Below are 23013 nucleotides of genomic sequence, written 5' to 3' on the forward strand. Positions count from 1 at the left end.
GCATATGCGCGAGAATGGCGCGGTGACCTCAGCGACCAGACAGCCCGGGCCCCCTGCCGCCGCCACACCCGCGCGGCTGATCGCCACCGACCTCGACGGAACCCTGCTGCGCGACGACAAGTCGGTCTCCCCGCGGACCGTCGCCGCGCTGGCCGCCGCCGAGGAGGCCGGGATCGAGGTCTTCTTCGTCACCGGCCGGCCGGCCCGCTGGATGGACGTGGTCAGCGACCACGTCCACGGCCACGGCCTGGCGATCTGCGGCAACGGTGCCGCCGTGGTCGACCTGCACGGCGGTCCGGGCGCCCACCGGTTCGTGAAGGTCCGCGAACTGGCCCGGGAGAACGCCCTGAACGCCGTACGGCTGCTGCGCGAGGCGGCACCCGGCACGGTGTTCGCGGTCGAGCAGACCTACGGCTTCCACCAGGAGCCGGACTATCCCAAGCTGCACATGGAGATACCCGACCACCTGCTGCCCGCCGAGGAGTTGCTCGCACCCGACGGCCCGGACGCCGACCAGCCCGTGCTGAAGATCCTCGCCTACCACCCCTCCCTCGACCCCGACGCCTTCCTCACCCTCGCCCGGCTGGCCGTCGGCGAGCACGCCAACGTCACCCGCTCCAGCCCCAGCGCCCTGCTGGAACTCAGCGGCCCCGGCGTCTCCAAGGCCAGCACCCTCGCCCTGTGCTGCGCCGAGCGCGGCATCTCGAACGAGGAGGTCGTGGCCTTCGGGGACATGCCCAACGACGTCGAGATGCTGACCTGGGCGGGTCGGTCCTACGCGATGGGCAACGCCCATCCGGACGTCATCGCCGCCGCGTCGGGCCGCACGGTCGCCAACAACGACGACGGTGTCGCGGTGGTGATCGAGCACCTGCTCGCCCAGCGCGCGGGCTAGCACCCGGTATCCGGCCCGGCGGGCGTCGCGCGCGGCGCCGGTATCCGGCCCGGCGGGCGTCGCGCGCGGCGGGAGGCTTCAGCCGACCGTCACCAGCGACTCCGCCTCGGCCTCCCGGCGCGCCATCTCCCGCAGCGGTCCGTCCTCGGCGATCAGCCGCTCGTACGGCCCCCGCTGGACCACCCGGCCCGCATCGAGCACGACCACCTCGTCCACCGCGTCGAGCCCCGCCATCCGGTGGGTGATCAGCAGCGTGGTACGACCCTCCGTGGCGGCCAGCAGATCGGCGGTCAGCGCGTCGGCCGTCGCCAGGTCCAGGTGCTCGGCGGGCTCGTCCAGGACCAGCACGGGGAAGCCGGCCAGCAGCGCGCGGGCCAGCGCCAGCCGCTGCCGCTGCCCGCCGGCCAGCCGCGCCCCGTGCTCGCCGACGAGCGTGTCCAGGCCGTCGGGCAGCGAATCCACCCAGTCCAGCAGCCGGGCCTCGGCCAGCACTCCGCGCAGCTCCGCCTCGGTGGCGTCCTTCCTGGCCAGCAGCAGGTTCTCGCGCACCGAGCTGTCGAAGAGATACGCGTCCTGCGCGCACAGCCCGACGAGCCGCCGTACGTCGTCACCGGCCAGCGCGCCCGCGTCCACACCGGCGAGCGTGTACGAGCCCCCCTCCGCGTCGAGGAACCGCAGCAGCACCTGTGCGAGCGTCGTCTTGCCGGAACCGGACGCCCCCACCACCGCGACCCGGCGGCCCCGCTCCAGCGTCAGATCCACACCGCCGAGCGCGTCCTGCCGCTGCCCCGGATACCGCACGACCAGGTCCTTGACGACCAGCGGGAACGGCGAGGCGGGTGCCTGTCGGGGCGAGGCCGGCTCGCGTACGGGCTCCGGGGCGTCCAGGACCTCGTACACCCGCTCGGCGCTGCGCCGCACCCGCTGCCGGTACCGCACGGCGAGCGGCAGGCCCAGTACGGCCTCGAAGGCGGCCAGCGGGGTCAGGACGACCACGGCCATCGCCACGCCGCTCAGCCGGCCGGACGCCACCGCCTGAGCCCCGAACACCGCGGTGGCCGTGACGGTCAGCCCGGAGACCAGCGCGGTCAGCCCGTCACCGAGCCCGGTGACGGCGGCGGCCCGCGCGGCGATCCGGGTGAGGGTGCCGTCGGCCCGCCGGGCAGCTTCCGTACGGGCCGGCAACGCACCGGCGACGGTCAGCTCGGCGGTGCCGGTGAGCAGGTCGGTCACCCGGGTCGCGAGCACTCCCCGGGCGGGCGCCAGCCGCCGCTCGGTCCGCCGGGCCACGGCCGCGGTCAGCGCGGGGACACCGACGCCGGCCGCGAGCAGTCCCACCGCGAGGGCGGCGCCGGCCTCGGGCAGCAGCCAGGCGGTGAAGCCGACGGAGGCGGCGGAGACGGTGAGGGCGACTCCGGCGGGCAGCAGCCAGCGCAGCCAGTAGTCCTGGAACGCGTCCACGTCCGCGACCAGCCGGGTCAGCAGATCACCGCGCCGGGCACCGCGCAGCCCCGCGGGAGCCAGCCGCTCCAGCCGCCGGTACACCGCCACCCGCGTATCGGCCAGCATCCGCAGCACGGCGTCATGCGACACCAGCCGCTCGGCATACCGGAACATGGCCCGCCCGATCCCGAAGGCCCGGGTCGCGGTCACGGCCACCATCAGATACAGCACCGGCGGCTGCTGTGAGGCCCGCGAGATGAGCCACCCGGAGGTCGCCATCAACCCGACAGCACACCCGAGCGCCAGACTCCCGAGCCCCAACGCCCCACCGAGCCGCCCCCACCAACGCCCACCATCTCCCCGAACCCTGCCCAGCACACCGCCCTTCGGCGCGACCGGGTCACCTTCCGACCCACCGAGTCGTGAAGCTGCCGCCTGACCGTCCAGCCCACCGAGCCTCGGCCCGGCAGGGTCACCTTCCAACCCACCGAGCCGGAGCCCAGCCGGGTCACCTTCCAGCCGACCGCGCCGTGAAGCTGCCGGCTCGCCTTCCAGCCGACCGAGTCGGGTGGCGGGTGGGCGAGGTCGGGGGTCCAGGGGGCGGAGCCCCCTGGACGGCCCACTGCACACCGGGTGCCCCACCAGCTCGGCCCCGCTCAGCCCGGCTCCACCCCCCTCGGCCCCACCCAGCCGTACCACCCTGTCCGCCACCCCCAACAACGCCGGCCGATGCACCACGAGCACCACGGTCCGCCCCACCGCAAGCCTCCGCACCGCAGCCACGACGTCCCCCTCCGTCGCCCCGTCCAACGCAGCCGTCGGCTCATCCAGCACCAGCACAGGCCGGTCCGCGAGAAACGCCCGAGCCAGCGCAAGCCGCTGCCGCTGCCCCGCCGAAAGCCCCGCCCCGTCCTCCCCGAGCACGGTGTCGACACCCTCCGGCAACGCCTCCACGAACTCCCACGCCCCCGCGTCCCGCAGAGCCCGGCGCACCGCACCGTCGTCGGCCTCGGGCCGGGCCAGCCGCACGTTCTCCGCGATGGTCCCGGCGTACAGATGCGGCCTCTGCGGCACCCACGCGACCCGCGACCGCCACTCCGCCAGGTCGAGCCCGGCGAGATCGGCACCCCCGATCCGCACCCGCCCCTCGGTGGGCCGGACGAACCCCAGCAACACGCCCAGCAGCGTCGACTTGCCCACCCCGCTCGGCCCGACCAGCGCCACGGTCTCCCCGGGCTCCACGGTGAACGACACACCGGACACCGCATCCGAAGACCGCCCCGGATACCGAACGCCGACCCCCTCGAACGCCACGGCTCCCGCAGGCACCGCACCAGTACCCGACCCCGGCAGCGGCGTCTCCAGCACGGTGAAGATCTCCTCCGCCGCGGCCAGCCCCTCCGCCGCCGCGTGGTACTGCGCCCCCACCTGCCGCAACGGCAGATACGCCTCGGGCGCCAGCACGAGGATCACCAACCCGTCGTACAGGTCCATCTCCCCGTGCACGAGCCGCATCCCGATCGTCACGGCGACCAGCGCCACGGACAGCGTGGCGAGCAGCTCCAGCGCGAAGGAGGAGAGGAAGGCGATCCGCAGCGTCCGCAGAGTGGCCTGCCGGTACTCGCCGGTGATCCGCCGGATGGACGCGGCCTGCGCCTTGGCCCGGCCGAACACCTTCAGCGTCGGCAGCCCCGCGACCACGTCCAGAAAGTGACCGGACAGCCGCGACAACAGCCGCCACTGACGGTCCATCCGGGACTGGGTCGCCCACCCGATCAGCATCATGAAGAGAGGAATCAGCGGCAGGGTGCCGACGATGATCGCCGCCGACACCCAGTCCTCGGTGACGATCCGCGCCAGCACCGCCACCGGCACGACCACGGCGAGCCCCAACTGCGGCAGGTAGCGCGAGAAGTAGTCGTCCAGGGCGTCCACCCCGCGCGTGGCCAGGGTGACCAGCGAGCCGGTCCGCTGCCCGCTCAGCCACCCAGGACCGAGCGCCCCCGCCCGGTCGAGGAGCCGCCCGCGCAGCTCCGACTTCACGGCCGCACTCGCGCGATGGGCCGCGAGTTCGGTGAGCCACGCGACAACCGACCGCCCGACCGCCACGGCGGCCAACAGCACTAGGGGAGTGCGCAGTTCACCGGCGGACTGCCCGTGCCGGAAGGCTCCGACGACGATCTCGGCGACGAGCATCGCCTGGGCGACGACCAGCCCCGCACCCACGGCGCCCAGCCCGACGACCGCCCCCAGGAAGAGGCGGGTGGCGCGGGCATACCGCAGAAGCCGTGGATCGATTGGTTTCACGTGAAACACGCCCTTCGGTCAAAGACGCCCTTGGGCCCAGAGGGTGTGTTTCACGTGAAACACGCCCTCTGCGGACTCAGTGCGCGGCGCCGGCAGCAGCGTCGGGAGCGAGGTGCTGCGTGCCGATCCGCTTACGGAACACCCAGTAGGTCCAGCCCTGGTAGAGCAGGACGATCGGGGTGGCGATCGCCGCCAACCACGTCATGATCTTCAGGGTGTACGGGCTCGACGAGGCGTTGGTGACCGTCAGGCTCCAGTCCTCGTTCAGGGTGGACGGCATGACGTTCGGGAAGAGCGTCAGGAAGAGCATCGCCACGGCGGCCACGATGGTGACCCCGGACAACGCGAACGCCCAGCCCTCCCGCCCGAACTGGTTGGCCACGAGAGCGGCCACCAGGGCGACGACGGCCACGATCAGGGCGACCAGGCTCTTGCCGTCCCCGCTGTCGGCCTGCGTCCACAGCAGGAAGGCGAGCGCCACGACAGCCGTGACCAGGCCGACCCACCGGGCCAGCTTCCGTGCCCGTACCCGGATGTCCCCGACGGTCTTGAGCGCGGCGAACACCGCCCCGTGGAAGGTGAACAGCGTGAGCGTCACCAGACCGCCGAGCAGGGCGTAGGGGTTGAGCAGGTCCCCGACACTGCCGACGTACTCGAAGTGCTGGTCGATCTTCACACCGCGCACGATGTTCCCGAAGGCCACGCCCCACAGGAACGCCGGGAGCAGCGAGGTCCAGAAGATCGCCGTCTCCCAGTTGCGCTGCCAGGCCTCCTCGGGCCGCTTGGCCCGGTACTCGAAGGCGACACCCCGGACGATCAGACAGACCAGGATGACCAGCAGCGGCAGGTAGAAGCCGGAGAAGAGGGTGGCGTACCACTCCGGGAACGCGGCGAAGGTCGCGCCGCCCGCGGTGAGCAGCCACACCTCGTTGCCGTCCCAGACCGGGCCGATGGTGTTGATCAGCACCCGGCGCTCGGGCCGGTCGCGGGCCAGCAGCTTGGTGAGGATGCCGACCCCGAAATCGAAGCCCTCCAGGAAGAAGTAGCCGGTCCACAGGACGGCGATCAGGACGAACCAGACGTCGTGAAGTTCCATGGCTGTTCCCTCGGCCTAGTAGGAGAAGGCCATCGGCTTGTCGGCGTCACGGGTGCCGCCGCCGATCTTCGTGGGCGGGTTGAGGTCGGCCTCGGTCAGCTCGGGCGGGCCGGCCTTGACGTACTTCACGAGCAGCTTGACCTCGACCACGGCGAGGATCGCGTACAGCGCGGTGAAGACGGCCATCGAGGTGAGCACCTCGCCCTGGGAGACACCGGGGGAGACCGCGTCCCGGGTCTGCAGCACGCCGTAGACGACCCAGGGCTGGCGGCCCATCTCGGTGAAGATCCAGCCCCAGGAGTTGGCGATCAGCGGGAAGGCCAGGGTCCAGGTCGCGATGCGCCAGTACCAGGGGGTGAGCTTCGGGCTGAGCGCCTTGTTCCTGAACAGCACCAGGTGCGGCACCTCGTCGTCGCCGACCCTGAGATGCTGCGCCAGCATGAACTTCTTCCGCGTCAGCCAGAGCCCGGCCAGCCCGATGGCGAAGGAGGCCATGCCGAAGCCGATCATCCAGCGGAAGCCCCAGAAGGTGACCGGGATGTTGGGCCGGTAATCTCCGGGCCCGAACTTCTCCTGCTCGGCCTTGTTGACGTCGTTGATGCCCGGCACGTACGAGGTGAAGCTGTCGTCGGCCAGGAAGGACAGCAGACCCGGGATCTCGACGGCCACGGTGTTGTGGCCCTTCTCCACGTCGCCGTAGGCGAAGATCGAGAACGGGGCCGGCTTCTGGCCGTCCCACAGCGCCTCGGCGGCGGCCATCTTCATCGGCTGCTGCTTGAACATCACCTTGCCGAGCACGTCACCGCTGACCGCGGTGAGCAGACCGGCGATGACCACGGTGACCAGACCGAGCCGCAGCGAGGTCTTCATCTCGCGGATGTGCTTCTTGCGTGCCAGGTGGTAGGCGGCGATGCCCACCATGAACGCACCGCCGGTCAGGAAGGCCGCGGAGAGGGTGTGGAAGGCCTGGGTGAGAGCGGTGTTCTGGGTCAGCACGGCCCAGAAGTCGGTCAGCTCGGCCCGCCCCTTCGCCTTGTCGATCCGGTAGCCGACAGGGTGCTGCATCCAGGAGTTCGCCGCGAGGATGAAGTACGCCGACAGGATCGTGCCGATCGAGACCATCCAGATGCAGGCCAGGTGGATCTTCTTGGGCAGCTTGTCCCAGCCGAAAATCCACAGGCCGATGAAGGTGGACTCGAAGAAGAACGCGATCAGCGCCTCGAAGGCGAGCGGGGCACCGAAGATGTCGCCGACGAAGCGCGAGTAGTCGGACCAGTTCATGCCGAACTGGAACTCCTGCACGATGCCGGTGACCACACCCATCGCGATGTTGATCAGGAAGAGCTTGCCCCAGAACTTCGTCGCCCTGAGGTACTTCTCCTTCTCCGTGCGCACCCAGGCCGTCTGCAGCCCGGCCGTGAGAGCGGCCAGGGAGATCGTCAGAGGGACGAACAGGAAGTGGTAGACGGTGGTGATGCCGAACTGCCAGCGCGCCAGTGTCTCCGGCGCCAAAGCCAGGTCCACGTCGTCACTCTCCTTACTACGCCGTGGTACAGCGGCGGTTTGCCCCCTTTGTTGCACGCATACAGGAGCAAACGGGACGCGCTTGTGAACGCGTTCACATTCACAAGCCATTATGACGCACTGATTTTCGACGGTGGAAGGGGGGTCCCCCCTTCGCCTTCGCGTCAAGACCTTGGCAGCGACTTCAACATCTTGTTGAATTGCGCGCCATGCAGATACGCATTTCCTGGCCCGCGGGCAACATCACCGCGACCCTCGACGCAAGCACCCCGACGACTCAGGCCCTCGCCAAGGCGCTGCCCCTCGCTTCGACCGCGCACACATGGGGTGAGGAGGTGTATTTCGACACAGGCGTCTCTGTTTCACGTGAAACGGACGCCCGGCAGGTGGTGGAACCGGGCACGGTGGCCTTCTGGACGGACGGCGACGCCCTCGCCCTCCCCTACGGCCCCACGCCGATCTCGCGAGGCGACGAGTGCCGCCTCGCAAGTCCGTGCAATGTCCTCGGCAGCCTGGACGGGGACGCCGGTCTCCTGGCGACCGTACGAGCCGGCGACCCCATCCGGGTGGAACTGATCGAGGAGTAGAGCTGCCGCCGAGCTAGATCTCCTTGCGGAAGGCCTCCGCCACCTTCAGGAAGATGTCGTTCGCCTCGGCCTCGCCGACCGTCACCCGCACACCCTCGCCCGGGAACGGCCGGACCACCACCCCGTGCTCCTCACAGGCCTGCGCGAACGGGACCGTACGCTCCCCCAGCCGCAGCCACACGAAGTTGGCCTGCGTCTCCGGCACCGTCCAGCCCTGGGCCCGCAGCGCGTCGACCACGCGCGTACGCTCGCACACCAGCGAGCCCACCCGGCCCAGCAGCTCGTCCTCGGCCCGCAGGGAGGCGACCGCCGCTTCCTGCGCGAGCTGGCTCACCCCGAACGGCACCGCCGTCTTGCGCAGCGCCGCCGCCACCGGCTCATGGGCGATCGCGAAACCGACGCGCAGCCCGGCCAGCCCGTACGCCTTGGAGAAGGTCCGCAGGACGCAGACGTTGGGCCGCTCCCGGTACAGCTCGACACCGTCGGGCACCTCGGGGTCGCGGATGAACTCCCGGTAGGCCTCGTCCAGCACGACCAGCACATCGCCGGGCACCCGGTCGAGGAACCGTTCCAGCTCGGCCCGCCGCACCACCGTGCCGGTCGGGTTGTTGGGGTTGCACACGAAGATCAGCCGCGTCCGGTCGGTGATCGCGTCCGCCATCGCGTCCAGGTCGTGCACGTCCCCCGGCGTCAGCGGCACCCGGACCGACGTGGCGCCGCTGATCTGCGTGATGATCGGGTACGCCTCGAACGACCGCCATGCGTAGATCACCTCGTCGCCGGGGCCGCTGGTGGCCTGGATCAGCTGCTGGGCGACGCCCACCGAGCCGGTGCCGGTGGCCAGGTGGGCAAGCGGCACACCGAAGCGCTCGGACAGCTCGTTCATCAGCCCGGTGCAGGCCATGTCCGGGTAGCGGTTGAAGTCGCAGGCCGCCGCGGTCACGCTCTCCAGCACGCCGGGCAGCGGCGGGTACGGGTTCTCGTTGGAGGACAGCTTGTAGGCGACCGGTCCGCCGGCCGCGGCCGGCTTGCCCGGCTTGTAGGTGGGGATCCCCTCCAGCTCGGCGCGCAGCTTGGGGCTCGTCTCGCTCACCGCAGTCCTCCTCGCGACCACCGGCGGCCCGTCGACACCACCGGCTTCCAATACTCCTCACCTTAAGAGGATTCGGCCCCGCTGCGTACAGATGTGAAGCACCCAGGAGTGCGGAGGCCGCCCCCGGGAAGCGGTGGATCTCACGTCTCCCACCGGCATCAAGGGCATCACCGCACGAAGGCGTACGTTTCGGGGGGCGCGCCGTACATATATCTATGCGCCGGTGGCTTGCGCCGTGGCGCGCGTCCCTCGTGAAGGTGAGTTGAGACCTCTTCGAGACATCGGGCACTTGGCAGGCCCATCGGCGCCGACAAGTCACGTCTTACTATTGGATCGCTCAACTTCCTGGGTTTCCAAGGCAGTTGAGCCCCTATGACCATGCAGAAACGTGCCTGTCAATGCGCGCATATGCGTCCGCACTACCCCACCACATGAGCCCTACTATCGGCTCGCCATGACAGCAGCAGGGAAGCACCAGGTGAGCCGCGCGGAAACCTCACGGCGAGGCAGCCGGCCGGGCCGGGCGGGCATCAGAGACGTAGCCGCCGCCGCCGGGGTCTCCATCACGACCGTGTCCGACGCCCTGAACGGCAAGGGCAGGCTCCCGGATGCCACCCGGCGCCATGTCCGCGAGGTCGCCGACCGGCTCGGGTACCGCCCCTCGGCCGCCGCCCGCACCCTCCGTACCGGCAAGTCGGGCCTGATCGGCCTGACCGTGACGACGTACGGGGATGAACCTTTCACCTTCACCGAGTTCGCGTACTTCGCCGAGATGGCCCGGGCCGCCACCTCGGCCGCGCTCGCCCGCGGCTACGCCCTGGTCATCCTGCCCGCGACCTCCCGCCATGACGTCTGGTCCAACGTCGCCCTGGACGGCACGGTCGTCATCGACCCCTCCGACCAGGACCCGGTCGTCAGCGAACTGGTCCGGCAGGGACTGCCGGTCGTCTCCGACGGCCGCCCGGCCGGCTCGCTCCCGGTCACCGCATGGGTCGACAACGACCACGAGGCCGCCGTACTCGGCATCCTCGACCACCTCGCCGACGCCGGCGCCCGCCGCATCGGCCTGCTCACGGGCACCTCGACGGACACCTACACCCACCTGTCGACCACCGCCTATCTGCGCTGGTGCGAACGGGTCGGCCAGGATCCGGTCTACGAGGCCTATCCGGCGCACGACCCGTGCGCCGGCGCCGTCGCCGCCGACCGGCTGCTCGCCCGCCCCGACCGGCCCGACGCGGTCTACGGCCTGTTCGACCCCAACGGCACCGACCTGCTCGCCGCCGCCCGGCGCTACGGCCTGCGCGTCCCCGACGACCTGCTGCTGGTCTGCTGCAGCGAGTCCACCATGTACGCCAGCACCGAGCCGCCCATCACCACGCTCTCCCTGAAGCCCCGCCGTATCGGCACCGCCGTCGTCCAGCTGCTCATCGACGCCATCGAGGGCGTCGAGTCCGACCAGCCGGTCGAGCAGGTGATACCGACCGAGCTGATCGTGCGCACCTCCTCCCAGCGGCGGCCCCCGCGCACGACGGTCAGCCCGCCGCGGACACCGGACGACAAGTAGCGCGGTCCACCGCACCGGCCGGATCAGGGCCCGGCCGGTGCGGTGCGGGACCGGCCGGCGCGACGCGAGGAGGATCCGGGGGGCGGGCCCGGCCGGTCGGGCGCGGGCAGGCCGGGAAACCGGTCGGCCGAGTCTCCGAGCGGCCGACAGCCGGTCGAACACCTGCCCAAACGGGGCGAAAGCCGCGATGAACCGGAGTCTTGTTCCGATTCACCACCCCTGGGTCATCACACGGCGCGACGCGCATTCCTATGATGGGCCCACGACACCGCGGACCGCTGCGACCAGGCAGTCCGAAGCGGTGCAGATGCGGCGCGATGGTGGAGGGGTCTGATGACTCAGGGGGCCGGTCAGGGACCCGAGGCGGAGCGGACGGCGACTCTGCGCGACTTCCGGGTACCCGCGTACGTCCATGAGACCGGTCCGTACGTCCGCAGCATCCACCCGGGCGACGTCGTACCGCCCGCCGACGAGGCGTACCCCGAGGGCTACACCCCCACCCAGCGCGACCTGCCCGTCATCAATCGCGGCGACACCCTCCAGGTCCCCGTCGAGCCCGCCCCCGCCGCCCCGGCCCCGCAGCCCGCGGCCGGGCCCGGGCCCCTCTACGTCGTGGGTGATGTGCACGGCTACCTGGACGAGCTGGTCGCCGCCCTGCAGGAGCAGGGCCTGATCGACGCCTCGGGCCAGTGGTGCGCCGGCACCACCCGGCTGTGGTTCCTCGGCGACTTCACCGACCGCGGCCCGGACGGCATCGGCGTCATCGACCTGGTCATGCGGCTGTCCGCCGAGGCCGCCGCGGCGGGTGGCTACTGCAAGGCCCTCATGGGCAACCACGAGCTGCTGCTCCTCGGCGCCAAGCGGTTCGGCGACACGCCCGTCAACTCCGGCGCGGGCACCGCCACCTTCCAGGCGGCCTGGCTGCTCAACGGCGGCCAGAAGACCGACATGGACCGCCTCCAGGACCACCACCTGCAGTGGATGGCCCGCCTCGACGCCGTCGAGGAGGTCGACGGCTATCTGCTGCTCCACTCCGACACCACCGCCTACCTCGACTACGGCGACTCCATCGAGGCGGTCAACGACACCGTCCGCGAGACCCTGACGCGCAACGACGCCGACGAGGTCTGGGATCTGTTCCGCAAGTTCACCAAACGCTTCTCCTTCCGCGACGAGGGCGGCGCCGACGCCGTGCGCTCCCTCCTCGATACGTACGGCGGCACCCGGGTCGTTCACGGACACAGCCCCATTCCCTACCTCCTCGGCGAGGTCGGCTCCGAGGACGGCGAGGAGGGCACCGGCCCGGTCGTCGAGGGACCGCACGTCTACGCCGACGGACTGGCCATCGCCATGGACGGCGGAGTGACCATGGCCGGAAAGCTGCTGGTCCAGCAACTTCCCCTGGACAGCTGACCGTTTGCCCGGGCAGGCGTCCCCCGCTGCGTCCGCGCAGGCGGGGACGCAATTTCCGGCAATCCCCTGTCACCGTGTGCCGTCACGGCTCTACCATCGGCTTATCCGTAGCAGGCTCCCCTCCGTTTCTGCCCGACGGCTCGCCGCCATGCGAGCCCCAAGCCCTACGGAGCATCGGGGGATGCACATGAACAGCGTTCCGCAGCACCTGCAGAGCGAGGACCGCCAGGAATTCGAGCGGCTCCTCGATGAGGCGCTGCGCTCCGCACCGCACCGACCGGAACTGGCCGCTGTCGGCCAGCGGCTCAACCTCGAACAACTGCGCACCATGGCACTCAACGCCTCCGCTCTGATCACGACAGCCGCGGCGGCCGAGTACCAGCACTACGTCACACTCCGCGACGAACTGCGCCACCCGGCGCCGTACGCACCGCGCGCCTCCGACAACTCCGATGACGAAAGCCCCGGTTCGGCCGCCGAAGGCCTCACCGACGCCCTCGGGGGTGCCGCGGAGAGCACCGGAGCGGGCGCCATCGCGGTCGTCGCCGTCCTGGCTCCCGTCCTCTCCGGGACCGCCGCGGTGATCTTCCTGCTCGTCGGCTACATCCTGAGGATGCTGGACCCGGGCCACACCCTCGCCCGGACCCTGCTCACCACCGGCTGGGTCTTCGGAGCCATGACCGCGGCGGCGATCCTCATCGCCGCCGTCGGCCTGCTGCTCACCGCCCTGCGCAACAGCACCTCGGCGGACGCCCGGACACGGGATACGGCCCACGAGGAGCTGGACAGGGCCCGCGAGGCATGGCGGGGTGCCCTGCTGGAGCGCGGCATCCTGCCCTTCCTCCAGGAGGCGCTCGCCGAGCCCGGCCCGGCCGCCGCACACCACCCGGCCCCGTCCGCACCGACCGGCCGCATACCGCGCCTGGGCTACGACCGCCCCGGTTTCAGCAGCCCCGACGACGGCACCGCGTCCGGCCGCCCGAGCTACACCAGCCCCGACTACACGAGCCCGGACTTCGGCGGCCCGGAGCACCAGCCCGAGTAGCCCCGTCCCCGGGACCGAGCGGCCAACCGGTGTGGTACCCCCACCCGGTCAGCCGCCAGCCCGTCCGCCCCGCGCCGCACCAGCCGCCATCGGGTCGGCCGGCGCGGCGAGTTCACCGCGGGTCGTTCATTCGGCGATCGGGAGATACACCCGGTTCCCGGCCGCCGCGAACTCCTTCGACTTCTGGGCCATGCCCTCCTCGATCTCGACCCGGCTGCCCCCGTGCTCACGCCGGATGTCCTGCGAGATCTTCATGCTGCAGAACTTCGGGCCGCACATGGAGCAGAAGTGGGCCGTCTTGGCGGGCTCGGCCGGCAGGGTCTCGTCGTGGAACTCCCGTGCCGTCTCCGGGTCCAGTGCGAGGTTGAACTGGTCCTCCCAGCGGAACTCGAAGCGGGCGTCGGACAGTGCGTCGTCCCACTCCTGCGCACCGGGGTGCCCCTTGGCGAGGTCCGCCGCGTGCGCCGCGATCTTGTAGGTGATGACGCCCGTCTTGACGTCGTCCCGGTTGGGCAGGCCCAGGTGTTCCTTGGGCGTGACGTAGCAGAGCATCGCCGTGCCCCACCAGGCGATCATCGCGGCACCGATGCCGGAGGTGATGTGGTCGTACGCCGGCGCGACGTCCGTGGTCAGCGGGCCGAGCGTATAGAACGGAGCTTCATCACAGATCTCCTGCTGAAGGTCGATGTTCTCCTTGATCTTGTGCATCGGGACGTGACCGGGGCCCTCGATCATCGTCTGTACGTTGAAACGCTTGGCGATCCGGTTGAGTTCCCCGAGCGTCCGCAACTCCGCGAACTGCGCCTCGTCATTGGCGTCCGCGATCGACCCCGGCCGCAGGCCGTCGCCCAGCGAGTACGTGACGTCGTAGGCGGCGAGGATCTCGCACAGTTCCTCGAAGTTCTCGTACAGGAACGATTCCTTGTGGTGCGCCAGGCACCACGCGGCCATGATGGAGCCGCCGCGCGAGACGATGCCGGTCTTGCGGTTGGCGGTGAGCGGGACGTACGGCAGCCGGACGCCCGCGTGGACGGTCATGTAGTCCACGCCCTGCTCGGCCTGCTCGATGACGGTGTCCTTGTAGATCTCCCAGGTCAGTTCCTCGGCCTTGCCGTCGACCTTCTCCAGGGCCTGGTAGAGCGGCACCGTGCCGATGGGGACGGGGGAGTTGCGCAGGACCCACTCACGGGTGGTGTGGATGTTGCGGCCGGTGGACAGGTCCATGACCGTGTCGGCGCCCCAGCGGGTCGCCCAGGTCATCTTCTCGACCTCCTCCTCGATGGAGGACGTCACCGCGGAGTTGCCGATGTTGGCGTTGACCTTCACCAGGAACCGCTTGCCGATGATCATCGGCTCGATCTCCGGGTGGTTGACGTTGGCCGGCAGCACGGCCCGGCCCGCCGCGATCTCCTCGCGGACCACCTCGGGTGAGACGTTCTCCCGAAGAGCCACGAACTCCATCTCCGGCGTGATCTCGCCCCGGCGGGCGTACGCGAGCTGCGTCACCGCCTGGCCGTTGCGGCCCCGCCGCGGCTGCCGCGGACGTCCGGGGAAGACCGCGTCCAGATTGCGCAGCCCGCCGCGCGGCGAGGTGTGCTTGATCCCGTCGTCCTCGGGACGGACCGGACGGCCCGCGTACTCCTCGGTGTCGCCGCGGGCGACGATCCAGTTCTCCCGCAGCGGCGGCAGGCCCCGGCGGACGTCCGTGTCGACGAGTGGATCGGTGTACGGGCCCGATGTGTCGTACAGCGTGACCGACTGCCCGTTGGTGAGATGCACCTGACGGACCGGCACGCGCAGGTCGGGGCGCGACCCCTCGACGTACGCCTTGTGCCAGCCGATGGACTTCCCGGCCTCCTGCGACTTCTCGCTCTGAACGGAGGCAGGCGTGCGTGCGTCCTTGTTGGTCATGAGACCTACTCCCTACGCCGGCATTACCCGGTAACAGGTTCGGCGGTCGACGCAGCGGTTTCCGTCTGGCGAGGCTTCCCGTGGAACATCGGTTGTTCCACGTGAAACATCGCGTGTACGGAGGTCAGCGCCCTCTCAGCCCGGTGCTCCGAGCTCCCGCGTGTGCAAAGGTGCCTCCACGCTAGCGTCATTTGTGGCGCGGTGAACAGTGGGCCCCCACCGTTCTTGCGATGATCGGGCGGTGACCAGGATGGAGCAGTACCCCAACCAGCCACCCGAACCGCACCGCCGGGACGGCTCGGCGCACGGCGCCGGACACGGCCACGACGCCCATGAAGGCGGCCGAGCTGCCGCTCCTGACCCCGGTCGCTCGCACGGCCACGGTCATCCAGACGCCCACGGTCATCCAGGCGGCCACGGTCACTCGAACGGGCCTGGCGATCCGAACGGGCCTGGTCACTCGCACGGCCACAGCCACAGCCACGGGCCCGCCGCCCCCGTGTCCAAGCACCTGCGCAAGGTCATCGCGGCGGTCCTGGTCCCCTTCACCGCGGCGGTCCTGGTCGGGCTCGTGGTGCTCTGGCCCGGACAGGCTCCGTCGCACAAGCGCACGGGCGTCGGCTTCGACCGGCAGACCCAGCAGGCCACGGTCACCCGGGTCGTCGAGGTCAGCTGCAAGTCGGTGAACGCCTCCGGCAGCACCCCGACCGGCGACACGTCCACCGCCGAGGGCTCCTCCGCGCAGCAACAGGCCGACGGCACCTGCAAGAAGGCGACCGTCCGGGTCGACACCGGCAAGGACAGGGGCCGTACGTTCACCGAGATCGTGCAGCCGGACCAGTCGCGGCAGCTGCGTCAGGGCGAGAAGGTCGTGGTCGCCTACGAGCCCTCGGCCCCCAAGGAACTGCAGTACGCGGTGACCGACCTGAACCGGAAGTTCCCCATGGCGCTGCTCGCGGGCATCTTCGCGGTGGCCGTCGTGGTGGTGGGCCGGCTGCGCGGTGTCATGGCGCTGATCGCCCTGGCTGTGAGCTTCCTGGTGCTGACGCTGTTCATCCTGCCGGCGATCCTGCAGGGGTCGAACCCGCTGGTGGTGGCCGTGGTCGGAGCGAGCGCCATCATGCTGGTCGCCCTCTACATGTGCCACGGCCTGTCGGCCCGCACATCGGTGGCCGTGCTCGGCACGCTGATCTCCCTCTCGCTGATCGGTGTGCTCGGCTCGCTGTTCATCGGCTGGGCCGCGCTGACCGGCAACACGGACGACAACACCGGCCTGATCCACGGCCTGTATCCGTCGATCGACATGAGTGGTCTGCTGCTGGCCGGCGTCATCATCGGTTCGCTCGGTGTCCTGGACGACGTGACGGTGACACAGACGTCGGCCGTCTGGGAGCTGCACGAGGCCAACCCGTCGATGGGCTGGCGCGGCCTGTACCGGGCGGGCATCCGCATCGGCCGCGACCACATCGCGTCCGTGGTCAACACCCTGGTACTCGCCTACGCCGGTGCCGCGCTGCCGTTGCTGCTGCTGTTCTCGATCGCGCAGAGCAGCGTGGGGACCGTAGCCAACAGTGAGCTGGTGGCGGAGGAGATCGTGCGCACGCTGGTGGGCTCGATCGGTCTGGTCGCCTCGGTGCCGGTCACCACGGCGCTGGCCGCACTGGTCGTATCGGCCGACCGGCCCGGCCCGGACGCCCGGGTGCCCGCCGGTGCTCAGCCCGCGCCGGCCCGGGGTGGCCGGGGCCGGCGCCGTAAGCGGTGAGCGCGGCCCGGGTTGGCTCCCGCGGTACGGCGAGCCCGGGCGTCCTCTGCAGAAGCGTTCCTGCGCCGTTCCGTGCGGCATGGCGGAGCGCCCGCCGCCCCATGCCCTGACGCTTCAGCCGGCGCTCTGTTCCTCGGCCAGGATGCGGTCCAGGGCCTCGTCCAGATGGGCGTCGAAATCGGCCAGCGCCCCCTCCTGTCCGAGCGGGACGAGCTTGTCCGTGCGATCGAGGAAGGCCACGAGCGGGGGCGCCGACGAACGGAACAGTGCCTGGTCGCCGCCCACCTGAAGCCGGATCAGCACCTCACCCAGTACGTCGGTATCGGCGGGGGCGATGTGCACATCCCCCTCCCCGCACGGGCGGCCGACCCCGTCGATCAGCAGCTCCCGCCCGAAGGCCCAGGTCACCGGCGCATCACCGGGCAGATGAAAAGTGAGCCGCACGGCGTAGGGATCACAGGTCTCGTAGCGCAACTCCACTGGGATGCGGAAGGACAGCTCCTCCGACACGAGAAAGCTCATCATGACTTCTGCCTGTACGGACTCGCGCATCGCCTACCCCGTCATATGACATCGACTGGCCGGGAATGATCCCTCTAACCGTGGACAAATCTTGCTGAAAGTACACGACAGATCACAAGGAGTAAGTTTTCAGATACTGATAGAGAGGGTGAGTGACCCCAGATGCCGCCCGATCTCCGCCTGCAGCCGGTGTGCGGCGGGCAGCAGCCGGTCGGCCTGGTGGGCGGGGAGGGAGATGGCCATGGTGGCCGCGGTGGTGCCGACCGTGATCGGGATAGCCGCGCAGACCGTGCCGACCGCGTACTCCTGGCGCTCCACCACCGGTTCCATGCGCCGTGTCCTGGCCAGCCGCCGCAACAGGGCGTCGTTGTCCCGCACGGTGTACGGCGTGAGGGGCTGCACGGGATAGCGGGCGAGGTGGTCGCGCCGCGCGTCCTCGTCCAGCTGGGAGAGCAGGCACTGCCCGATGGCGTGCGCATGGCCGGTCTCGCGGAAGTCCGCCCACTCCTCCACCGCGGGCGTCTGACGGGAGGCTGAGACGCACATGACCTCGATCTCGCCGTCCCGGTACATCGCGTAGTACACCGGCACACCGATGGAATCGCGCCAGTGCGCGAGCGTGTCCGCCACCGTGCTGCGACGTTTCTGCTGCGCCCCGCTGCGGCCCAGCCGCTCCGCGGCCTCCCCGAGGAAGAACAGCCCCTTCTCCCGGCGCAGATAGCCCTCGTGCACCAGGGTGCGCAGCAGGTGGTACGCCGTGGGGAGCGCGAGGCCGGTCTCGCGGGCGAGTTGTTTGGCGGGGGCGCCGTACGCATGGGCGGCGACGGTCTCCAGCAAGCGCATGGCGCGCTGGACGGATCCGATGAGCGTGGCGGTGGGCGCGTCGGTGGCGGGCGGTCCCGGCCGGGCGGCGCCGGGCGGTGGCGCGGAGAGGCCCGCGGCGCGCGGGACGCCGGTGACGTCCGCCGCGTGCGGCTGGCCGGGAACAGCCGGCGGGGCCGCGCGCTGGACGGGGGGTGCGCAGGGACGCGGTGGGGCGGGGGGTGCGTGGGGTACTGCGGGTGCGGTGTCAACCGTGGCCAAGGGTCACTCCCGAAGCGCGAGGGGGGAGCCCGTGCGGAGAAGAGCACGGCGGGGTCTGCGTCACCCACGGGGCCAGGCCCCGCGGGGGGTTCCGGACTCTAACCGCCCGCCACCGCGCACAGATGCGGTCCTGGCGAAACTTCCCTCCCGCGAGGGAACCGGTACTCCGTCACGGGTGACCGGCTCCCGGGGTGCCTCACCAGTCGCTGCGGGAGGAGGAGTTCCCCATGAACTTGCGCACGACGTAGATCAGTCCGCCGACCAGGGCGACGAAGACCAGCACCTTGAACAGCAGGCCGATCACGAAACCGACCACGCTCGCTATCAGGCCGCCGAACACGACCAGGGCGATGACCGGCACCGCGACCCACTTCACCCACCACGGCAGCCCCGCGAAGATCTCTCGCATCGCCCTCGTCCTTTGCGTCTCGTGCGTTGTCGGTATGACGCACTCGATGCTAGGGCCGGGCAGGGCTCCGCGGGGGCCTCGCATCCCCTGTCTCCCCCTGACCCGTCCCCTAGGGAACCCCGGGGTCCGGGCTCACGCCTCGGGCGGAGAGAACACCACGAGCACCCTGAGGTCCTCGCTGATGTGGTGGAACTTGTGGGCGACTCCGGCGGGCACGTACACGACGCTGCCCCGCGCCACCTGGGTCGTCTCCAGGCCGACCGTGATCGAGGCCCGGCCGCTGACCACGAAGTACACCTCGTCCTGGCCGTGCGGCTTCTGCGGGTCGTGCTCGCCCGCGTTCAGGGCGTACAGGCCGACCGACATGTTCCGCTCGCGCAAGAACTGCAGGTAGGCGCCCTCGTTGGCGGCGCGTTCCGCCTCCAGTTCGTCCAGCCGGAATGCCTTCATCGCCGCTGCCGCCCTCGCCTCACTGCTCGCTGTTCCGCTGCTCGCCGCCGTACCGCTCGCCGCCCGTACAGCCAGGGTCCGTCCGGTCTGCCACGATCAGACACATGAAGAATTTCGTAGTCAAGACGATCGCCAACGCGGGCGCCCTGGCGGTCGCGGTATGGCTGCTCGACAAGATCACCCTCACCGGTGACAGCACCGCCAAGAAGGCCGGCACGCTGATCGTCGTCGCGTTGATCTTCGGCTTGGTCAACTGGCTGGTCAAGCCGATCGTGAAGGTGCTCACCTTCCCGCTCTTCATCCTGACGCTGGGCCTGATCACCCTGGTGGTGAACGCCCTGATGCTGCTGCTGACCTCCTGGGTGTGCGGCAAGCTCGACCTGAGTTTCCATGTGGAGGGTTTCTGGACGGCCGTTCTCGGCGGTCTGATCATCTCTGTCGTCTCCTGGGCGCTGCACGTCGTCCTGCCTGACGAGGACTGACCGCTTCATGACCTATCGCGTCTGTTTCGTGTGCACCGGCAACATCTGCCGCTCCCCGATGGCCGAATCCGTCTTCCGCGCGCGCGTGGCGGAGGCCGGTCTTGAGGACCTGGTGGCGGCCGACAGCGCCGGTACCGGCGGCTGGCACGAGGGCGAGCCCGCCGACCCGCGCACGGTCTCGGTCCTGGAGGAGCACGGCTACGACAGCGAGCACACGGCCCGCCAGTTCCTGCCGTCGTGGTTCGCCCGCCTCGACCTCGTGATCGCCCTCGACACCGGCCATCTCAAGGCCCTGCGCCGCCTCGCGCCCACCGAGGAGGACGCGGGCAAGATCCGTCTGCTCCGTTCCTTCGACCCCGCCGCCGGCGACGACCTCGACGTACCGGACCCGTACTACGGGGGGCGGGACGGCTTCGAGGAGTGCCTTGAGATGGTGAAGGCGGCGAGCACCGGCCTGCTCGCCGCCGTACGGGAAGAACTGGAAGGACGGGCCGCATGAGCGACGCCACGAAGGACGAGGGCCGCACCGGCGACGGCACGCGCGCGGTACGGGCGGGGCTGCCCGAGCCGGTCAAGCACGCGCCGACCCTGCCCGGACCGGTGTTCGCGGCACACTTCCACCTGCCCGGCGAGGCGACGGGCTCGTACCTGTACGGCCGGGACGACAACCCGACCTGGACGCTGCTGGAGCGGGCTGTCAGCGAGCTGGAGGCGCCCGGGCGGGAGGACGCCGAGACGCTGGTCTTCGCCTCCGGCATGGCGGCGATCTCCGCCGTGCTGTTCTCGCAGCTGCGCGCCGGGGACGCGGTCGTGCTGCCGTCCGACGGCTACCAGGTGCTGCCGATGGTCGGCGCCCAGCTGGAGGCGTACGGCATCGAGGTGCGCACCGCGCCGACCGGCGGTGACGCCCAGCTGGAGGTGCTCGACGGGGCGCGGCTGCTGTGGATCGAGTCCCCGTCGAACCCCGGGCTCGACGTGTGCGACATCCGGCGGCTGGCGGAGGCGGCACACGCGCGTGGCGCCCTGGTGGCCGTCGACAACACCCTGGCCACCCCGCTCGGGCAGCGTCCGCTGGAGCTGGGCGCCGACTTCTCCGTGGCGAGCGGCACCAAGCAGCTCACCGGGCATGGCGATGTTCTGCTGGGCTACGTCACCGGCCGCGACGCCGAGGCGATGGCCGCCGTACGCCGCTGGCGCAAGATCGTCGGTGCGATCTCCGGGCCCATGGAGGCCTGGCTCGCGCACCGGTCCATCGCCACGCTCCAGCTGCGCGTCGACCGGCAGAACGCCACGGCCCTCGCGGTCGCGGAGGCGCTGCGACAGCGGCCCGAGGTCTCCGACCTGCGCTACCCGGGCCTGCCCGACGATCCCTCGCACAAGATCGCGGCGCAGCAGATGCGCCGCTTCGGCTGTGTCGTCTCCTTCACCCTGCCCACGCGCGCGCGTGCCGAGCGCTTCCTCGCGGCCCTGCGGCTGGTGGAGGACGCGACGAGCTTCGGCGGGGTACGGTCCACCGCCGAGCGTCGTCGCCGCTGGGGCGGGGACGACGTCCCGGAGGGCTTCATCCGCATGTCCGTCGGCGCGGAGGATCCCGAGGACCTGGTGGCCGACGTACTGCGTGCCCTGGACGAGTCCGCCGGGTGAGCACGACGCGTCCGCGCGGCGAGCCGTCCGGACGGTCCGAGCCTCCCCCCTCGTGGCTCGGACCGTCTGCGGCTTTCATGGGGGAAAGACCGCGCGAACAAGGCTAGTTGACTCTGCGTCAGTGTCCAATCACGCTAGCGACAGAGACCTATCGACTTATTTATAGTTGGTGCCTGCCTGGGGCCGGAGGGGGGCAGCGACAGGGGAGGCATGCCATGGATCTGGCCTTGCTGCGGACCTTCGTCACCGTCCACAGGGCCGGCTCCTTCACCCGCGCCGCCGCACTGCTCGGCCTCTCCCAGCCCGCCGTCACCTCGCAGATCCGCACGCTGGAGCGCCAGCTGGGCAGACCCCTCTTTCTCCGTCAGGCGCGCGGGGTGACCCCGACGACCATCGGCGACGAACTCGCGCACAAGGCCGCGCCGCACCTCGACGCCCTGGTGGAGATAGCCGGGAGCGGGCTGGACGACGAGTCCTCGGCCCGGACGCTGCACCTGGCCGGGCCTCCCGAGTTCACCGCCGAACGTGCTCTGCCCGCGCTCACCGGGCTGACCGGCGACGACGGCCAGGGCTTCGCGCTGCGGGCCTCGTTCGGGACGGCCGAGGAGGTACTCGAAGGGCTGGCCTGCGGCCACCACGATCTCGCCATCAGCACGGACCGGCCGCGCGGGGCCCTGCTCACCGCCACTCCGCTGTGCGACGAGGAGCATGTGCTGGTCGCGGCTCCCCGCTGGGCGGAGCGGATCGGCCCGGATGCCCTGCGGTGCAAGGGCGCCTCCGTCCTGGAACACCTGCCCGTCGTCGAGGTCCACGAGTCGCTGCCGTTCGTCTCGCGCTACTGGGCCTCCGTCTTCGACTGCCGCCCTGCCGCCACCGGCACGGTCATCGTTCCCGATCTACGGGCCGTGCTCTCCTGTGCGATCGCGGGGGCCGGACTCGCCGTCCTGCCCCGCTACCTGTGCGCCCCGGATCTGGAGCGGGGCACGATCGTCACCCTGCACGAGCCGGCGGTGCCGCCGCTGCGCACGTATTTCCTGGTGGTGCGGACCGGCACGCTCGCTCTGCCTCCTGTCGCGCGGGCCCACGAGTGGCTCCGGCGCGCTGCCACGGACTGGTGCTGACACCAACCGGCCGGGGGCGTACGCACTGCGGTCATGTCGTGGCGCTTTGCGATGTTTCACGTGGAACCAGCCGGGCCACATTTCTCCCATGACCGTCCGACCCGTGGTCAAGCGCACCGCCCGTGCCGTTCTGCTGGACGGTGACGACCTGATCCTGATCAAGCGCACCAAGCCCGGTGTCGATCCCTACTGGGTCACGCCCGGTGGCGGAGTCGAACCCGGAGACTCGACCGTCGTGGACGCCCTGCACCGGGAGGTGTACGAGGAACTCGGCGCCAAGATCACCGATGTGGTGCCGTGCTTCGTGGACACGGTGGAGCACATCGGTGAGGACGGCGGGGCCACTGGTGTGAAGGTGCAGCACTTCTTCGTCTGCCGTCTGGAGTCCATGGACCCGTCCCTGCGCCACGGCCCCGAGGTGGACGAGCCGGCCGGTGAGTACGAGATCGTCCGCGTCCCGTTCACCCGTGTCGGCATCGCCTCCGTCCACCTCGTCCCACTGTCCCTGCGCCACTATCTGGACGGGAACATCGAGGGGGTGCGTGCCATGCACGCCCCCGATCTCGGGTAGGCGCGGTCAGCCGGCGCCGACGAGCAGTACCTCCACCGCGTCGCGCCGTAGATGAGGGCCGGTGCGCCCGGAGACGTCCTCTCTCCGG

20 protein-coding genes are annotated in these 23013 nt (G+C 70.6%); 11 read left to right on the plus strand and 9 right to left on the minus strand.

The window, feature by feature from the left end; translation table 11 throughout:
• The first annotated feature begins 4 nt into the window (after window positions 1-4).
• Window positions 5-895 carry a Cof-type HAD-IIB family hydrolase gene (locus ACZ4U1_RS20560; RefSeq protein WP_467904941.1) on the plus strand — a complete coding sequence of 297 codons (891 nt, stop codon included), beginning with the start codon at window positions 5-7 and terminating at the stop codon, window positions 893-895.
• A 78-nt stretch (window positions 896-973) separates the two neighbouring features.
• On the opposite strand, the gene cydD is transcribed toward ACZ4U1_RS20560, so the two are convergent.
• From cydD to ACZ4U1_RS20575, 3 genes are all read right to left on the minus strand, one after another.
• The gene (gene cydD / locus ACZ4U1_RS20565; RefSeq protein WP_467904943.1) at window positions 974-4645 is read right to left on the minus strand and encodes a thiol reductant ABC exporter subunit CydD; all 3672 of its coding nucleotides are present in this window, start codon (window positions 4643-4645) and stop codon (window positions 974-976) included.
• 76 nt (window positions 4646-4721) lie between these two features.
• Entirely contained in the window at window positions 4722-5741 is a 1020-nt protein-coding gene (cydB, locus tag ACZ4U1_RS20570; RefSeq protein ID WP_467904945.1) for a cytochrome d ubiquinol oxidase subunit II, read from the minus strand.
• Window positions 5742-5756: 15 nt separating this feature from the next.
• On the minus strand, window positions 5757-7265 hold the full coding sequence (locus tag ACZ4U1_RS20575; protein WP_467904946.1) for a cytochrome ubiquinol oxidase subunit I: 1509 nt from the start codon (window positions 7263-7265) through the stop codon (window positions 5757-5759).
• A gap of 209 nt (window positions 7266-7474) precedes the next feature.
• Here ACZ4U1_RS20575 and ACZ4U1_RS20580 point away from each other — a divergent pair, with 209 nt between their 5' ends.
• Window positions 7475-7852 (plus strand): cyclophilin-like fold protein, encoded by a 378-nt coding sequence (locus ACZ4U1_RS20580; RefSeq protein ID WP_467904948.1) that lies wholly within the window; start codon window positions 7475-7477, stop codon window positions 7850-7852.
• A gap of 13 nt (window positions 7853-7865) precedes the next feature.
• On the opposite strand, the gene hisC is transcribed toward ACZ4U1_RS20580, so the two are convergent.
• Window positions 7866-8945, minus strand: a complete 1080-nt coding sequence (gene hisC, locus ACZ4U1_RS20585) for a histidinol-phosphate transaminase (RefSeq protein WP_467904950.1) — start codon at window positions 8943-8945, stop codon at window positions 7866-7868.
• A gap of 454 nt (window positions 8946-9399) precedes the next feature.
• On the opposite strand from hisC, the gene ACZ4U1_RS20590 reads away from it, so the two are divergent.
• From ACZ4U1_RS20590 to ACZ4U1_RS20600, 3 genes are all read left to right on the plus strand, one after another.
• Complete coding sequence (locus tag ACZ4U1_RS20590) at window positions 9400-10512, plus strand: LacI family DNA-binding transcriptional regulator (RefSeq protein ID WP_388320683.1); 1113 nt, start codon at window positions 9400-9402, stop codon at window positions 10510-10512.
• Window positions 10513-10845: 333 nt separating this feature from the next.
• Window positions 10846-11925 (plus strand): metallophosphoesterase, encoded by a 1080-nt coding sequence (locus ACZ4U1_RS20595; protein WP_467904952.1) that lies wholly within the window; start codon window positions 10846-10848, stop codon window positions 11923-11925.
• A 181-nt stretch (window positions 11926-12106) separates the two neighbouring features.
• Entirely contained in the window at window positions 12107-12970 is an 864-nt protein-coding gene (locus tag ACZ4U1_RS20600; RefSeq protein ID WP_467904953.1) for a hypothetical protein, read from the plus strand.
• 126 nt (window positions 12971-13096) lie between these two features.
• Here ACZ4U1_RS20600 and thiC read toward each other — a convergent pair whose 3' ends face one another.
• On the minus strand, window positions 13097-14881 hold the full coding sequence (thiC, locus tag ACZ4U1_RS20605; RefSeq protein WP_467904954.1) for a phosphomethylpyrimidine synthase ThiC: 1785 nt from the start codon (window positions 14879-14881) through the stop codon (window positions 13097-13099).
• Between the two features lie 250 nt (window positions 14882-15131).
• Between thiC and ACZ4U1_RS20610 the strand changes: the two genes are divergently transcribed.
• Complete coding sequence (locus ACZ4U1_RS20610; protein WP_467905288.1) at window positions 15132-16643, plus strand: YibE/F family protein; 1512 nt, start codon at window positions 15132-15134, stop codon at window positions 16641-16643.
• Window positions 16644-16757: 114 nt separating this feature from the next.
• On the opposite strand, the gene ACZ4U1_RS20615 is transcribed toward ACZ4U1_RS20610, so the two are convergent.
• From ACZ4U1_RS20615 to ACZ4U1_RS20630, 4 genes are all read right to left on the minus strand, one after another.
• Entirely contained in the window at window positions 16758-17195 is a 438-nt protein-coding gene (locus tag ACZ4U1_RS20615; RefSeq protein ID WP_467904956.1) for an SsgA family sporulation/cell division regulator, read from the minus strand.
• A gap of 99 nt (window positions 17196-17294) precedes the next feature.
• Window positions 17295-18248: an IclR family transcriptional regulator gene (locus ACZ4U1_RS20620; RefSeq protein ID WP_467904958.1), complete on the minus strand. Its 954-nt coding sequence runs from the start codon at window positions 18246-18248 to the stop codon at window positions 17295-17297.
• Between the two features lie 196 nt (window positions 18249-18444).
• Window positions 18445-18657, minus strand: coding sequence for a DUF5326 family protein (locus ACZ4U1_RS20625; protein WP_397644479.1), 213 nt, complete (start codon window positions 18655-18657; stop codon window positions 18445-18447).
• Window positions 18658-18789: 132 nt separating this feature from the next.
• Window positions 18790-19107 carry a cupin domain-containing protein gene (locus tag ACZ4U1_RS20630; protein ID WP_208033166.1) on the minus strand — a complete coding sequence of 106 codons (318 nt, stop codon included), beginning with the start codon at window positions 19105-19107 and terminating at the stop codon, window positions 18790-18792.
• Window positions 19108-19211: 104 nt separating this feature from the next.
• On the opposite strand from ACZ4U1_RS20630, the gene ACZ4U1_RS20635 reads away from it, so the two are divergent.
• From ACZ4U1_RS20635 to ACZ4U1_RS20655, 5 genes are all read left to right on the plus strand, one after another.
• Window positions 19212-19589, plus strand: coding sequence for a phage holin family protein (locus ACZ4U1_RS20635; RefSeq protein ID WP_201822114.1), 378 nt, complete (start codon window positions 19212-19214; stop codon window positions 19587-19589).
• Between the two features lie 7 nt (window positions 19590-19596).
• A complete protein-coding gene (locus ACZ4U1_RS20640) occupies window positions 19597-20088 on the plus strand; it encodes a low molecular weight protein-tyrosine-phosphatase (RefSeq protein WP_467904961.1) in 492 nt (163 codons plus the stop codon).
• The gene (locus tag ACZ4U1_RS20645) at window positions 20085-21233 is read left to right on the plus strand and encodes a cystathionine gamma-lyase (RefSeq protein WP_467904962.1); all 1149 of its coding nucleotides are present in this window, start codon (window positions 20085-20087) and stop codon (window positions 21231-21233) included. The genes ACZ4U1_RS20640 and ACZ4U1_RS20645 overlap by 4 nt, the downstream gene beginning before the upstream one ends.
• 215 nt (window positions 21234-21448) lie before the next feature.
• Window positions 21449-22354, plus strand: coding sequence for a LysR family transcriptional regulator (locus ACZ4U1_RS20650; protein WP_467904964.1), 906 nt, complete (start codon window positions 21449-21451; stop codon window positions 22352-22354).
• Between the two features lie 88 nt (window positions 22355-22442).
• Complete coding sequence (locus tag ACZ4U1_RS20655) at window positions 22443-22925, plus strand: NUDIX hydrolase (RefSeq protein WP_059250007.1); 483 nt, start codon at window positions 22443-22445, stop codon at window positions 22923-22925.
• Window positions 22926-23013: the final 88 nt, after the last annotated feature.

It is taken from the genome of Streptomyces sp. NPDC028928 (assembly GCF_055564915.1).